Annotated in this window: 7 protein-coding genes; 2 read left to right on the forward strand and 5 right to left on the reverse strand. The window is 49.8% G+C overall.

The annotated features are described in order from the left end of the window. Positions 1-7: 7 nt before the first annotated feature. From AArcSt2_RS10845 to AArcSt2_RS10855, 3 genes are all read right to left on the reverse strand, one after another. The gene (locus AArcSt2_RS10845; protein ID WP_250584550.1) at positions 8-577 is read right to left on the reverse strand and encodes a hypothetical protein; all 570 of its coding nucleotides are present in this window, start codon (positions 575-577) and stop codon (positions 8-10) included. Positions 578-648: 71 nt separating this feature from the next. Next, a complete protein-coding gene (locus AArcSt2_RS10850) occupies positions 649-1,350 on the reverse strand; it encodes a PrsW family glutamic-type intramembrane protease (RefSeq protein WP_250584552.1) in 702 nt (233 codons plus the stop codon). Further along, on the reverse strand, positions 1,347-2,090 hold the full coding sequence (locus tag AArcSt2_RS10855; RefSeq protein ID WP_250584554.1) for a hypothetical protein: 744 nt from the start codon (positions 2,088-2,090) through the stop codon (positions 1,347-1,349). The genes AArcSt2_RS10850 and AArcSt2_RS10855 overlap by 4 nt, the downstream gene beginning before the upstream one ends. Before the next feature lie 617 nt (positions 2,091-2,707). On the opposite strand from AArcSt2_RS10855, the gene AArcSt2_RS10860 reads away from it, so the two are divergent. After that, the gene (locus tag AArcSt2_RS10860) at positions 2,708-8,263 is read left to right on the forward strand and encodes a S8 family serine peptidase (RefSeq protein WP_250584556.1); all 5,556 of its coding nucleotides are present in this window, start codon (positions 2,708-2,710) and stop codon (positions 8,261-8,263) included. Between the two features lie 62 nt (positions 8,264-8,325). Next, on the forward strand, positions 8,326-10,161 hold the full coding sequence (locus tag AArcSt2_RS10865) for a carboxypeptidase regulatory-like domain-containing protein (RefSeq protein WP_250584558.1): 1,836 nt from the start codon (positions 8,326-8,328) through the stop codon (positions 10,159-10,161). Between the two features lie 356 nt (positions 10,162-10,517). Here the strand turns inward: AArcSt2_RS10865 and AArcSt2_RS10870 are convergent, their stop codons facing one another. Further along, on the reverse strand, positions 10,518-12,311 hold the full coding sequence (locus tag AArcSt2_RS10870) for a hybrid sensor histidine kinase/response regulator (RefSeq protein WP_250584560.1): 1,794 nt from the start codon (positions 12,309-12,311) through the stop codon (positions 10,518-10,520). A gap of 114 nt (positions 12,312-12,425) precedes the next feature. Then, the gene (locus AArcSt2_RS10875; protein ID WP_250584562.1) at positions 12,426-16,583 is read right to left on the reverse strand and encodes a GLUG motif-containing protein; all 4,158 of its coding nucleotides are present in this window, start codon (positions 16,581-16,583) and stop codon (positions 12,426-12,428) included. Positions 16,584-16,835: the final 252 nt, after the last annotated feature.

The raw sequence follows: 16,835 nt of genomic DNA on the forward strand, positions 1-16,835 counted from the left end.
TCCTTTGTCACCAGCGGCCGATCCAATAGCTCGCAGTAAGAACCGCCCCGCTGAGCCAAATTTCATGGTGTCTGCCCTCCGTAAGATCTATTTCGAGCGCCTCGTTTTGGGCACTCCCAAGAACGCGAATTTCAGCAGTCGTCGAGCTATAGCTTCTGATCCACCAAGCTTGTGCAAAGTTTCGACGTTTCGTATACAATGAGTTTCCGTCTTCATCAAACAGTTTTATTTCGACTGTATATCCTGCTCTATTGACAATCGATAGTGAAATGTCTTCATTATGATATGGCATGGCCGGATTGTACCGATCCGCATCATACCAGCCTCGGAACCGCATATTATGCGCATCAATCCAGTCGGGTTCTCCGTCTCCAGCAGTTCCTGCAAGATCACTGCCACCACCAGGCTCTTCGAGATCGTCCGCAGATTGTATTCTGATATCTCCCTCTCCGGGTGAGCGATCGGAGGCCTCTGTTTCTCCAGAGGCAGGCGCACCGATACACCCTGCAATAGCCGTACCAGTTAGTGTTGCGCCAGTTGCGAGAAACGCACGTCGAGAGTGCCACGATTTGTTCATGATGTACAGAATAGCTAGGTAACGGATAAGTCAGATACCTATACATCATGGTATTGTGGCGGCGGTGCTTGCTAACTCTTTTCGGGAGGCACAGCGGCACGCAAATCTGGCTGTGTCCGAGTCAGTTGTCGATACCGGCGCAAGAATACCCACAACACAAGATATGAAACCAGCCCGCTTGCGATCGCAACCGGTCGACCGAACACCTCGAAAAGGACGATCAAATTAAACAGTGCGTGCAGTAAGACCGCGAGGCAGTAGCCGTAGACAACAAACAGCGGCCAAAAACCGAACTCATCGAGCGTCCCATTATATAAATGATACAGCGTGACACCGATGACTCCAGTTGCGGTGCCGTGCATAATTGTCGTTGAGACGCTGCGTGTGATAACATACTGCGTCAGTTCAATCGTCGCAAGGTCTTGTGCACGGATGAGAAACGAAAAGTTCTCGACGAGGCTGAAACCGAACCCAACAAAAATTGCGGCCAGAATGAACTCATGTCTCGCGAGGTAGCGACGAGCGGCGATCGCAACGGCAAACAGCGGCAGCGCCTTGAGGAACTCTTCAACGATCGGCGCAAACTGAATCTGTAGATCTCGCGTTGAGAGCCGGAACATGAACAGCAGTTCCGTATTAATTTCCGATGCGAGAAAGCCAGCGATCGCACCCCAGACAAAGAATAACAACAGAAAGCGTGTCTGGGGGTTATCGACAAGCAGAATCAGTAACAACAGTGGAACCGTAATTGCAACCGACAGCGCAAGCATCATCGGAGCCATCCCTCCTGTTCATATCGTAGCAATGAAGCTGCAATCAGTGTCGCAGACACATACCAGACTGGATCAAGAAACTCTACTGTAAGCTGTGGTGTAATAATTGCAATTGTCGTATATGTAATGTCTGATATTGCAAAGAGCGCGACACCGATTGCAATCCCCCGAAACCGATGTGACAGCAGCAGGTTTGTTGCAATCGCCAGCGAAGCGCCCGCGAGTGTCACATACCAGAGGCTATAGACAAATCGACCGATCGGGATCGGTTGGCCGATCGTTGCAACGGCAAGCAACACTGGACCCGCAATGATAATCGGCACAAGCGATCGTCGAAGTCTAATCTCGGCATGTCTGTGAAGATACAGCAACGTTGGGAGTATTAACAGATAGAACGCCTGAAACCCGAGTTCTGCAACGGATGGGTACGTGATCGGAACGCTCGCAAGATAGACATACAGCGTCCAGTACACGTGGGCTAGTGTCCAGCCGCTAAGTGCTAATCCAGCAACTAACAGCACTAATCGCTGGTAGTGATAATAACCGACAAATAACAGCGACACTGCGAGCATAAAAAATCCATTCATCAGCAAGTAATGTAGATCCAAGAAGACCTCACTGAACAGTGTTGTCCCACTGAACGTATCGGTAAGCAGTACCCCTCCGACCCCGATCGCTGCAATGATCGCACAGGCGAACACCGCGAGTGACACAGACTGGAGTGGATGTTCGCGAATCATCTATAGGATATACGGACTGTCGCGCGGCTTAACTGATTGGGTTGTTGTGATACCAATTGTCGCAGATATCTGTCTGTTCCTTGCCAGTGAACTCTCATCGTATATGACTGCTGAGTCAATCGTTGTTGATTGGGTGTGTATCAAAAGCGTCTAAGAAAAAACAGCGAGAGGTTCACAGGTCAGGTGACCTGTGGTCGTTTGCAACAGGGCAAGTTACTTATCCATCAATCATAGCACGAAATAAATTGTGTGGAGAATATGACAAAAGAGAGATATTAAAAATGCAATGATTAGATTGTGCGCAAGGAATATTTACAATATTACATCTGATTCGACTATTTATTATATTATAAATTTTTAATTAACTTACAGCTATTTTCAGATATTAATTTTCGGCTCTTACTAAAAATGTGATTGGTTAGATACATATATAGAAATTTGAATTTTAGCTTGATAATGGTAGAGACAAAGTTATTTTTAAATGTAGCATTACTGATAATTTTTAACAAACGAATAAACTCGATACATTTTTTCAGCGGTTTATTAATTATTTGCACACTATTCCTTCAGGAAAAGATATAAGTCAGAATAATATACAGTTACAGTTGCTAACGCACATGAATTATTCCCCAAAATTTAGTACAGTACTCGCAATCTTTTTTGCAGCCATTATGCTCACCACACCGGTAGCAATGGCTGCACCTGGTGTCGACTCCTCCAATTCAGGAGAAATTCCAGATGCGAGTCTAGATGAAGTACAGACCCAATCTCCAGATGAGGTTGAAGTCTCATCTGAGCTTGAATCTGAGGATTCAAACGGAGAAATAACCGAAGTCTTAGTCAGATTAGATGCTGACTCATCACAGTTCCGCAGTAATGTGGAAGATGAGGTTGACTCCGTCTCAGATGAACAAGAACAACTCAAACAAGACGCAGAAATTACTCAACAAACCCTCGAAAGATATGCAGAGTCGGATGAGGGAATCGAGATCATAAACAGTTTCTGGCTTGTTAACGCCGCACTTGTCGAGATCGACACAGAAGAGACTGATCTCGATGACATTGCATCAGTTGATGGTGTATCCGAGCTTCATCCAAACTACAACGTAGAGTTGGTTGAACCAGATGGTGACGTCGATTCAAATGAATTTGGCGACGCAGACTACACGTATGGGCTGGAACAAATTAATGCTCCAAACGTGTGGGACGATTTTGATACACAAGGTGAAGACACATCTGTTGCAGTTGTTGATACTGGTATCAATGCAGATCATATTGAGTTCGCCGATCGTGACGAAATCGATGATAATTGGGCTGCATTCGACTTCAACGGTCTAGAAATGGACACCGAACCGTTTGATGAGAATGGTCATGGAACACACGTTGCTGGAACTGTTCTCGGTGGGGACGCCTCCGGAACCAGTATCGGTGTCGCACCCGATGCAGAACTGATCCCGATCAACGTGTTCCCTGATCCAGACGGTGGAACGACGCTTGCCGCAATTATTGGTGGGCTTGAGAATGCAGTCGAGCAAGGAGCAGATGTTGCGAACTTCAGCCTCGGTGGTGCTGGGTTTGCCGCAATCTACATTGATCTTGTAAAGAACGCCAAAGAAGCTGGAACGCTCATAGTCTCCTCTTCAGGTAACGACGGGCCAGGCTCTGATGGAACGCCTGCGAATGTGTTTAACAGCTCTGCGATCGGTGCAACCGATGAAAACGCGCAAGTAACTGACTTTTCGACCGGATCGGAGGTTGATACGGAGGCAACATGGGGAACAATCGCCCCAAGCAGTTGGCCTGATGAGTACGTTACTCCTGACTTTTCTGCACCCGGTGCGGATGTTATGAGTTCGTATGTCCCTGGCGATGATGAATACACTGCACTCAGCGGGACGAGTATGGCTGCCCCACACGTTGCCGGGGCTGCAGCACTTCTCATGTCCGAACATGACCTCTCACCATCCGAGGTGAAAGACCTGCTTGAAGAGACCGCAACGAAACCGAACCCATCCGAGATTAGTAGTGCGACGATCGGAGATGCTGAAATGGTCAGTAGTGGACAAGGAGACAATCTCTTTGATGATGATGTTGCTGATGTCCGATACGGCTACGGAATTGCCGACGTGTATGCAGCGTTCATCTACCTTGATGAAAACACTGCCACGATCGAAGGCGAGGTAACCGATGGCGAGGACGCAGTCGGTGAACAGATTGTTGACGTTGACGATCCTGGTATTCGAAGCGTCAAAACGGATGACGATGGAGAGTTTGTCGTTGACGTTGTCGCTGGAGAATACGAATTCTCCGTCGACAGCTTTGGTGAAACGGCCAGCGAAACCGTCTCTGTCGGTGATGGTGAAACTGAAACAGTATCGCTCGAACTGAGTAACGTTGCTGCTGTTGAGCTACTCCAATCGCAGCCACCAGAGGTTGCGTCTGGAGATGGCTTTGACATTGCTGTCAATGCAGCAAACATTGAAGAGATTATTGTCGACTTTGGCGAGGATTCCACAGTTTCAAAAGAGAATGTGACTGTGATGCTCGGTGAAGACGAAATCGAACTCGGAGTGCCAACAGACCTTACTGATGAAGAAGATCTCTTTACTGGTGAAGCAGTAATCAGCGTCACAACAGATGCTGATGCTGGTGAAAGTCTAGAGCTCGTACACACATTCACTGGCTCTGGTTCGGATATTGAAGACGTCTCATCAGGTGTGACTCAAGTACTTGCTGAGGATGCTGAACCAGAAAACGTCGAACTCGTTGAGTTTGACGCGGCTGATGAAGTTATCCCGAGCCAGCCATCGCTTGCTGGAACTGTCACTCTCGAAAACCCAGGTGACTTTACTCAAGACGTTACTGTCGCACACTCAATTATTTCGCCACCACTCGGTCTGTTCCCAGAACAAGTCACTGTTGGGGCAGGAGAGACTGTTGAGGTAGATATCGGACCATATAATTGGTTTGTTATTGGCGATCCTGGCATAAGTATTAATCACAGGGTAGATGTCTTCCAAGACGGCTCTACGGTTGAAAGTGGTGTCGAAACAACGGAGTTTGTTGGCGCAACCGGCTCAGCCGGTACTGTCACTGATGTAGATACTGGTGAACCGATCGTCGGTGCAACTGTAACCGTCACTGACCCTGCCGGTGAAGAGTTCGTCGGCATTAGTGGTGTATCAGGTGAATATGATGTTGGTGGTCCCGAACTACCAGGAACATACACTGTCGAAGTTGCACACGATGGATACGTAACCACAGAAACAGAGGTTGATGTTGAAGATGGACCAGTCCAAGCAGATGTCGAACTTGTAAGCGATCCTGTCTATGAGTTCTCGATGGATGCTGACGAGGTCTACTCGATCGGTATTCCAGGCCCAATTGAGGGTGATACTGTCGGTGACGTAATCGAGGCAGATACTGAAGGAGTCATCTACGCATACGATCCCGAAACTGGTGGTTGGACACAAGCAGCAGTTGATGACAGTGTTAGTGCACTCGATGCACTCGTCGTCATTCCAACTGAAGACGCAAATGCATCGATCGAACTCGCGGGTGATGCTGGCGATAGCAGCACTGCAGCGCCTGTCGATCGGAACATCGAAGAAGGATGGAACTTCATTGCACCATCCTCGTACAATACACCAGATAATGCGTTTGTGACCACTTCAGAGGAACTCCGTATCCTCCAGATAGGATCACACACTGAACCAGCCTCAGGAATGGCGATCGACGGTGAGTTCAGTGATGGATCGCTGTTCGATGATGTTGGGTCCGAGGTTGTAAACCCATTCTCTGGATACTTTGTCTTCGTTGATGATGACGGTGTCCACTCAGGAGAGCTGTACGACGGTCTCTCCCTTGCAGACGCAAATGAACGACTGAACCTTGATACAGAGGCGTTCTCTGTTGATATTGTCGGTGAGAATAGTGATCAGCTTATCACTGATGCATCTGTCACTGTTGAGAACACGTCATTTGCAACTGTGAGCACAGATGCTTCAACTGGGTCTGATGGTATCATTGGTTTGAACCACCTTCCAGAAGATGAAGAACAAGTACTTTCGATTGAAGCAGACGGCTTCGTTGATGACCGTGTAACAGCAGATAATGATAGTTCCGTCACATTGCAAGAAGAGCGGTTCTTCCAAATTGATGACTTTGAAATCAGTGAAACAACACTCGAACCAGGTCAAGAGTTCGAGGTTGAATACACAGTCACCAACGTTGGGGCTGAAACAGCAATGCAGGCTGTTGAGGTTGAATTCGGACAGAATGTCCAACTAGCACGATCGGAGATGGATACATTTGCCATTAGCTCACAGATGATCGAGCTTGAACCGGGTGAATCCGAAACCGTGACTGTCACCGATGTTGTCTCCGAACAGCAACCAGTTGCACCACAAGAGGTTGCGGTCATCACGAACGCAGCAGGAGCTGACCTCCAAGATACCGAAGCGATCGACGTTGAGGTCATTCCAGAAATCGATGAGGTTGAGCTTAGCTTCAACGAACAGGCAGTCGGTGTTGATGAAGAGGGTGACCAAGCAGTCGTTGTTGAAGATGTGACTGCAGAAGCTGGTCAGTACGTTGTTATTACTGAAGACGGCGAAGACGTCACAGAAGTTGGCGCGGTCCAACTTAACGACAGAGTCGTTGGTGAAGATGTTGTTGTTCCAGTCGATGATGCAACACCTGGCACGCATGTCGCACACATTGTAGAAGATCTCTCCGAATTTACGGATGAATCAGCAGACACAAGCGACGAGGAATCGGTCCTTGTTACTGACGATGCTGATGTTCTCGATGCAGTATTGACATTTGAAGATGATAGCTTCGACAGCGAAACTGATGTTGTGACTGTCGAGGAAGCATCTGTCTTTGATGGAGCGGATGATGAACGGAACTTCACCGTTGATCTGCACCCAACAGATGCAGATGGAAACATCATCGCGGATGAGGCAGTCGGACAATCCGCAAACCTCACTGGCGAAAACACTGATGTGAGTATCGATCTTGACGAGAATATCACGGCAACTGACGAGTATGTTGCAATGATCCATCTCGGCGACTCTGAAGAACCTCTTTCGACACCTGCACTCACCGCTGCAGCAGGGAGTGGATTTGCACCAGTTGTTGATTCAGCTGAGGTAGAGATTGTCCCTGATGTAGGGTTCATGATCGAGTCGCTCGACGCACCTGAGTCAGTCCTTCTTGGACAGAGCTTCGAGGCAGAAGCGACGATCAAAAATGTCCGTGACGACACTGCAACACAAACTGTGACCTTCGAGTTTGATGGAGACGAGATTGCAGCGGAAGATGTTGAAATCGAAGGCGGAGAAACAGAGACCATCGTCTTTGGTCCTGTTGATTCCGAAGATATCGGTGCTGGTGAGTTCGAACACCGCGTCTCAACTGACGATGATTATGAGACCGCACCGATCGAAATCACGTCGACAAACGTTGAGCTAAACGAGCAAGCACTTGGCACTGACGCTGACGGCGAGGATGCAATCCTTGTTGATGATGTAAGTGCCGGTGCTGGTCTGTATGTTGTCGTGACTGATACAGATCTCAACGAAGTTGGATCGGTACAACTCGAGGAGTCGCTTGCAAACGAATCCGTTACAGTCCCAGTCGATTCGACGGCGGGAACACATGTTGCGCACGTTACGAGCAATCCAAATGATCTCGAATCAATGGATACCGACAGCAGCCAGGAGAACCTTCTCGTGAACGATGCTGCATCAATCTTTGCAGCAACACTCGAGTTCGGCGATCAGGATGTTGATGCCGGTGCTGAGGAAGTGAACGTCTCTGTCGCCAATTTAGTTGATGGAATGGATGATGACACGGAATTTGTCGTTGACCTACATCCAACAACCGAGGATGGGGACATTATTGGTGATGAGGCCGTTGGCCAATCAGAAACAATCACTGGTGAAAATGAGGAAGTAACGATCGAACTCGAGGAAGAACTCGAGGAATCCGATGAGTTCGTTGCAATGCTCCACGTAGGGCCAAGTGGCGAGCCGCTCTCAACGCCACCGATCTTGACGCTTGATGGTGATGAGCTCGTACCAGTCGTTGATTCAGGAGAAGTTACAGTTGACGACGATGAGCAAGCGTCGATGACTGCTCCAGCAACGGTTGCTGTTGCAGGACTCTAAAAAAACGCCCATTTTTATTTATACAACTTATCAATGAGAAAAATAATGGAGACTGATAATACATGAGCGGGCAACACAAGCGCTTGTTTACAGTTCTGATAGCGATCGCAATGCTGCTCTCTGTCGTTGCAGTTGGCGGAGTTGGATCAGTGGTTGCACAGGAAGATAGCCCAGAACCAATTCCTGCAAGCTACTACGGGCAAGCGACGATCGGTGGTGAGCCAGTCCCAGAAGGGACCGTAATCACCGCTGAAGTCAATGGCGAAGAACGTGGGTCAATCACCGTTACTGAAGACGGAGCGTTCGGTGGACCTGCAGTAGGTGACGACAAACTGGTTGTTAACGCAAGTGATGATGAAGCAGGCGAAGAAGTGACGTTCCTAGTCGCAGGTGAAGAGGTAGAAACTGATCCAGACTCCGTGACGTGGGAATCTGGCGCAGTTGAAGAGATTACACTCGCTGGCGATGATATAGACATTCCTGTGTTCGACCTAGCGCTCGATGAAGACGATTCGACACTCGCCGTTGAAGAGGGCGAGACAGCAACGGTTGCGGTCTCAGTCACGAATACTGGTGATTCAGGAAGTGACACGCTCTCATTTGAAATCGATGGTGACGAAGTCGATACCGAGACGATCGATATTGACGCAGGCGATACTGAAACCGTAACGTTCACTGAAACGCTTGATACCGTTGGTGAGATCGACGCAGCAGTTGTGTCTGCGGCTGACAGGCTTGATGTGACACTCGAAGCCGAAGAAGCAGATGACGATGATCCAGCACCATCGCCACCAAGCGATCCATCACCACCGCCTGCTGACGATGACGATGACGATGCAGACGAGGCAGATGAAGAGGGCGAGGATGATCCAGCAGACGATCCTGAAGAGGATGTTGTCGACCCCGTTAGCTCATCCACAGCAGCGGTAAGCGTTGATACAGAGACAAACCGATCGACTGCACGGTTTGAGAACGTCTCAGTCTCATCGGTCTCGTTCGACTCTACTGAGATCGTCGGAGACACCACAGTCGAATCCTTTGAGCGTGCACAGGATAGCGACCCTGACGCATCAGATCCACCAGGCTCAACCGGTACTGTGCAGCGCATTACCGTTCCTGACGGTGCTGAAGACACCGCTGCACTGATTAGCTTCTCGGTCGATCTGGATGCGGTTCCAGATGCAGATCCAGAAGACTACACACCTTACCGTCTGGCATCCGGTGAGTGGGAGCAACTCGACGTTGAATCACGCGATATTGGTGACGACACGGTGACGATAGAAGCGGAAACACCTGGTTTCTCAACATTCGCTGTGAGTGCGGTCGAGACACCTGACGCAGTTGCAGCAATCGAGCCAACGGAGATTGCAGCCGGAGACACCGCGACGCTTTCGGCTGCAGAATCAACCGATCGATATGGTGAGATTGTTTCGTACGAGTGGGTGATTGACGGCGACGTTGTTGGTACAGATGAAACAGTCGATGTCAGTCCTGACGCAGGCGAGTACGACGTAGTGCTCACGGTGACGAATGATGCAGGTGAAGAAGCGACAGACACCGCAGTGTTGAGTGTCGATGCCGGTGAGCAACCGGTGACCGTTACCGTCACTGATGAAGACGACTCCGCGATCGCGGATGCAACCGTCACGATCGACGGACAAACCGAAACAACCGACGAAAACGGTGATGCAATCTTCGAACTCGCTGACGGTGACTACACTGCATCGATCGCCGCTGATGGCTTTGTCGATGAGGACGTTGCAGTCACAGTTGATGGTGAAACCACGGTAACCGGAACGCTCGCTATGGAGACTGACGATGGAATTCCTGGATTTGGAATACCTGTTGCGCTCACTGCGCTCTTGCTTTTGACGATCGGTCTACACCGACGGCAATAGCACGGTCTCCTCCGACGATTCCTATCTTTTTAACGAGAGAAACCCGGCGTTTACGCCGTCAACAGAACGCTTAGCTTCTGGTTACCCACCAGATGCGCTGCGACTTGCAACGCCGCGTTCGGCGGGGATGTCACTCCGAAGACAGACCGGCATGCAACTCTGACTGTGCCTGAGTCAATTGTCAATACCGGCGCAAGAATACCCACAGGACAAGGGACGAGATCAATCCATTTGCGATCGCACAGGCGAACACCGCGAGTGACACAGACTGGAGTGGATGTTCGCGAATCATCCAGAGAATATCCGGACTGTCGCGCGGCTTAACTGATTGGGTTGTTTTGAAGCAACGCTGTGAGTTAGGGCTGTGCGACCGTTTGGTTCGGGAGCTGTATCCTGACGATCGTCCCTTGTGGCTCATTTCTCTCCACATGGAGGGTGCCACCTGCGTTTGTGACGACCCAGTGAACAAGCCAGAGTCCACTGCCGCTGCCATGAAAGAGTTGCTCCTCGGTTTGACCTAACACGGCGATTTCGTCTTCCGGAATTCCCGTGCCCTGATCGGAGACTGCGATCGTAACGGTGTCATCGGTATGTGTCCCAGCGAGTTCAACAGTTGCTTGTGCGGAGGTGTGTTTGATGGCGTTCGTAACGAGTTCGAAAACAGCATGCTCTAATTCAGGAGTCACCGTAATTGAGAGGTCATCTGGTGCTGTGATCGTGATTGTCGCCGTCGTGTAGATCTCTTGGATATCATCTTTGACTTCGGTGAGCATCTGTTTAAGATCGAACGTCACGGCTTCATGATTTGTATTGATTTGGGCTGCAATCTTCTGTTGCTTTTCCGTGAGGGTCATCACCTTATGACCGACATCAATGATCGTTTCGGCGTGTGCTGCTGGCTCGCCGTCGGTTTTGGAGATAATGAGATCGGCATACCCCATCATAATATTTAGATCGTTGCGAAGGTTGTGCCGGAGGACGCGATTGAGCACGGCAAGCTGTTGTCCACGCTTTTTTCGATTGGTGATCTCCTCTGCGAGGCCAACAAATCGATACGGGTTCCCATCCGCGTCAAACACCGGAATTCCGCGATCGTGTATCCACCGAATCGATCCGTCCTGATGGACAATCCGATACTCGATATCATAGTGACCTTTCGCTTTGTTTTTCACGGTCTCTCTGACACGCGGTTGATCGGCTTTGTGAACCGAGTCAATAAATGAGAGCGGGTCTGCATACAGAGAGTCTCTCGATCGACCCCACACTTTCTCGTACTCCGGATTCACGTAATGCATCGTTTCGGTTTTTGCGTCGCTTACCCACAACACCTCCGTGAGATTCTCTGCAAGCTCTCGAAAGAGGACTTCGCTCTTTTCGAGTTCGTCAACGTACGTCCTGCGCTCGATACCACCTTTGAGCAGCGTCACAATTGTAACGCAGAATGATTCTTCTTCAGAGAGAAATGGCCCATAATCAGCGATCGGTTTGGGTTCGGTATAGACAACGTCTAACCGAATCTGTGTTCCAGTTGCGGTGTCCGCAGCAACGCTAAGCATCTTTTCGCGCTCTTGAAAATGAGGCGTTTGGACGGTGGTAGACCCAACTGTGAGCCGCACCTCCGCGGCATCGGGATACTGAAACGCTTGGGGGAGTTCTGTCGCAACGTCTTCAAGAATATCTCTGACTGCACGTGAGGTTGGGTCTTCCAAGAGTCTTGCAACGGTCCGGATCCCATGGAGCTCTTTGATCCGTTCATGAAGGCTCGCAATGGGCCACTGCTGCTCGATCGCATCTTGAATTGTGGCCACAAGGTCGTCGATGTGACCTGCAGCCTCCGAATATGAAATGTATTCGGTGACGTTTGCAGTAATTGCCTTCTTTGCGATCGCTTCCGAACTGTCTGTTGGATAGAGGACAACTGCGAGCTCCGGGTATGACTGGGTGAGTGATTCGATGAATTCGAAGACGTCCGTATTCGGGAGCGTCTCGGGGAGTAATAGACACTGAATTTCCGATTTCTTCGAAAGCAGCTCTGTGGCTTCCGCTGCCGTCGAGACGGCACGTACCTCGTAGGCAGGTTGGTGTTTGAGTTTTGTTGTCACCGATGTGGCATGTGGCTCGTCTCCGGTCACATAGAGTATCGGCGTCATAACAAACTCATCTACTTGTATTGTTGGATTTGTGTTAGGATAACAGTGCTGATATCACGGTGTCGTCTTCGAAGCCACCGCCAGCAAGGACTGCCAGCGCTGGTAGCGATTCGGTTACAATCCAAGGAACCCTTCGATCGTTGCGAAGAGTGCACTGGTGTCGAACAGAATCCCACTTAACAGTGCGGCAAGCACGACAAAGGTGATTTTTCCGTATCGGCTGATGAGCACCCGTGTCGATGTTGGCAGCCGAGCACGCACCGGTGGGAGCGTCATAAACCCTAAGAATATGCTTAGCGAGCCTGCGAGGAGGTTCTCTTGCACGTTCGAGAATCCGATGTAGAGGACGAACGTTCCTGCGGTGTATGAGAGAATCTTGCCCTTCTTGAGCCAGATCTGGTTGAGAAGCCCTGTTTTCGTCCCTTCATCAATTGCGTCGTCCGTCTCGTCTGTCTCGTCCGTCTCATCTGTCTCTTCGATCGGTTCGCCTCCAACTTCGACCGTCACGTCTGTGGCATCGGTCTCACAGTCGATCGTAAAGCCAAGCGACTTTCCAGCGTCCTCCGGTTTTACCTCATATTCAAGCTGTATCGGCTCCGTTTCATGTGGCTCAACCTCGAGCGCTTGTGAATCTTCCTCCTCATTTAATGCAAGCGAAATCATCCGTGCACCCACGATATCTCCCTTATTTTCGATCGCGATCGTGAATGTAATCGTCTCGCCAACTTCGACGCCGTCGTCAGCACCTCCCACACTCACTGCACCGACCACAAATGCAGCCTGTTCAGGCTCTGCAAGCAGTGCCGATGCGGCACCTGGAACCGCGGCGACCGCTTTGGCAACGCTCTCTGGTGCGGCTGCTGCAAACAGCTCCGTCCGTGAGAAGAGCACAATGCCAAGCCAGCCTGCCGCTGCTCCAGCACCCCCGCCAACAACGACTCTTGATGCATTGGTCCATCCACTACTCGTTGGTGGAACCGCTGCGGCTTCCTGTGGTGTCTCCGTTTCATTCTCGGTTGGTTCTGGCGTCTCCGTCTCCGTTTCCGTTGATGCGTCTGTCAGTGACGACTCTTCCGTTGGGATTGGTGTTTCAGTTGGCGTTGGAGTTGGTGTTGGCGTCTCAGTCGGAGTTGGGGTTGACCTGCTCGGTCGAGGGGTGCTCTGGCTTGGTGTGGACGTTTCTTCGATCGTGAAACTGCCGGTTGCAGTATCAGTTGCACCAGTATCTGATTGAATTGATGCAGCCCACGTGTACTCACCTGATGACAGCTCATCAGTGACGTATTCTCTCGTTATGCTGCCGGTTTCTGGGGGCAGATAATCGTCGGTTAGAACGACTTCATCATCAAACTCAAATTCAACCGTCCCTTCAGTGAATGCGCCGTTCGGGTCTGTGATTTCAATTGTGAACGTCACGGAGTCATCCTCTTCTGGGGCAGATGGATCAAACGAAACCGAGACCTCCACAGATTCAAAGACCGTAATATCTGCGACAGCACTAAACCCGCTGGCTTCTGCAGTGAGTGGTACGGTCCCAGCACTTTCTCCAGTGATCGACCCCTGATCGGTAATACTTGCGATCGTAGAATCGTCGCTTACATACGATGCGGGTTCAGTTGCGGTAACGCTCCGATCGGCAAGGAGTTCGACTGTGACTGCTGCTTGTGCTGTTTCTTCGACGGCGATCTCTGCTGGGTCAAGTTCGACGCTGTAATCTAAGACGTGGTCAACGAGTTCTGGGTACTCGTCTGTTGCAATCCACGTAGGATTAAATGAAAACTCCATCTCTGTTAGACTTGACTCGCCTTGCATCTGGTCTGTGGTCAAACCACTCACTGACTCAGTAGTACCGTCACCAAGCGCATCTTCGACACCACTTGCAGCAGTATCCCAGTAGACATCAGTGATATCTGGTTCAGCGTTGAGTTCACCAGCAAATCCGCCACCACCATCTGTGACGGCTCCTGCTGCGTATGATGTTCGAACAATACCTTCATCAATAGTTCCAATGAGGCCACCATACTGTGAGTCTCCATCAACGTCCCCAACAGCGTACGTGTTCTCGATCGTTCCAAGTTCATTTAGTCCGACTAGACCACCGATACTGGTGTCTCCAGAAACATCACCACGTGCGGAGGAGTCTGTAACTTCACCCCCACCACTGACTTGTATATTCTGTCCGATTAGGCCTCCAACATTTGTCTCACCAGAAACGTCACCTGTCGCAGTCGTATTGAGAACGATTCCGTCATTTCTTCCGACTGCACCACCGACATCATCCTCACCGTTTACTGAGGCAGTTGAAACAGCGTTAACAACATCGCTTGTTGTCCTACCAACAATCCCACCAACCGAATTTTGACCGTTCACATCTCCTGCTGCAACGACATTAGTTACTACAACCCAATCTGATGCGGTTCCAATAATTGCACCAACATCATCGGAGTCTGTAGCCGTTACCTCAATGTCTACTTGAACCGATTGGATTTGGTCAACTTCGCCAGCAGCGTCTTCACTATTTGCACTTGTACCAACAACACCTCCAATCCCATCGCCACCATTACTTTGAACTGTCCCGGTGGCAGTCACATCAGTGATATTCCCTAGATTACGGCCAATAACCCCACCGATCGACTCCATGGAACCCTCGTCTCCGGTATCCAACTCTTCTGCCCCTGTAACGACAACGTCTGCCTCAACATCGGTTACTGATGCACCGGTGGCTGTAACCCCAACGATACCACCCACTTGAGTAAACCCTGTTGTCTCACCTTCATAATTTATGTTTGATATAGACCCATCTAGGAAACCAACTACTCCCCCAACAGCATTGACGCCAGTCACTGACGCTTCAACAAGGCTGAGATTAGATAGTTCACCAGTCTCTGCAACTGTTGAAAAGAATCCAACTCCATTATCTCCATCCCGATCGATCGACAGCCCTTCAATCATGTTCCCCTGTCCATCAAATGAGCCACTGAATGCGGTCTCTTGACCGATCGGCATGAATCCTGCGCCATCATTCCACAATTCTGTCTCACTCGCATCGATCATTGTCTCGATCGTGTAGCTTGCAGTCAGTGCGGCTTCGATCGCTTGGAGGTCATACACATCACCAAGGACGTATGGATCTTCAGTCGATCCATCACCGGATAGTTGTCTAAAGAACTCCCCGGTGAGTTCAGGGTACGAGTCCGTTGGAATCCATGTGTCATAGAACTCGAAGCCGTCGAGACCATCCATCGCCGTTACGTTCATCCCAGTCATTCGATCGGTTGCTAGCCCAGTTCCGAAGTCGTTTGGCGTGGTAACACGATCACTATCCCAGTAGACTGTTTGGAAATCAACGTCTCCTGGATCAACTGGCTCAAAACCGGGATCTTCAGCGCCCCCAACTGCACCACCGACGGCGCTTTCATCGATCGCGGTTACACTGGCTGCTGCGAAGGATGTGTTGAGCTGTGGAGAGCTTTCAGGAACAACAAAGAGACCAACAAGACCACCGACGTTTTCGCTGCCGTTTATTGAGCCAACGACTCTTGTGTTGGTGATTTCTCCGCCAACATCATTAACACCTGTAATTCCACCAACATTCGATTCACCGTCGATCGACGCATCTACCGAAACGTTTGTGATAAGACCATCATTCAAGCCGGCGATCGCACCTGTTGTATTCGGCGTCCCAGCAGCGTTTCTTGCCTGAATATTTACTGTAAGTGAAAGATTGCTAACTGTCCCTTCGTTCAATTCAAACAGGCCAATACCGGTGGTATCGCTGTGCGATCTGTTAATATATAGATCCGTAATGCTGTATCCATCACCGTCTAATGAACCAGTAAATGGTGTTTCGCCTGAACCAGTAAATACTGTTTCGCCTCCAATTGGGTTGAACCCAGACCCACCGTTCCATGATTCTGTCTCGCTTGCATCAATATCGTTTACAAGCCGATAGTCATCGTCAAGCCCGTTCGACTCGATACCGTTCAGCTCGATACCGTTCGACTCGATACACTGCAGTTGGGAGACGTTCTCGATGAGATAGGTTTCGCCATCTTGTTCATAGGTTACGATCTCACACTCAGGTGCTGTCTCTGCGATCGCAGTCCCTGCAAAGACAGTGAACCCGACCAACAAGAGACTCCCCACAAATAGACAGGCAATAAGAAACTGCTGCGATCGTGGTTGATGGGTGCCGTCGATCGAGTCGCGGTTTTGTGTGTACGTGCGTGTGTGCGTAGAGTTGTCATTGGAAAGTCGTGGTTGAATAGCCATGTGTAGGTCGGGCGCACCGAATCGAATCGACCCTACAGAGGAGAACCCTCACAGAGAAATATCGCAAACGGAGCGTTAGTACCGTCTACTAACTATCTGTATATAAGTTCAATACCTATACTTATAAAATAGTACACTCTTACTGATAACAACCGAGATATATATATTGTAATTTTGACAATATGTTTGCGTACAATGGTTTGTTTTGTTCGAGACCACTCTCTGTCTCACCTTCACATTGTGTTGCTCCCC

This window comes from Natronocalculus amylovorans (assembly GCF_023638035.1).
Taxonomy (GTDB): Archaea; Halobacteriota; Halobacteria; order Halobacteriales; family Haloferacaceae; genus Natronocalculus; species Natronocalculus amylovorans.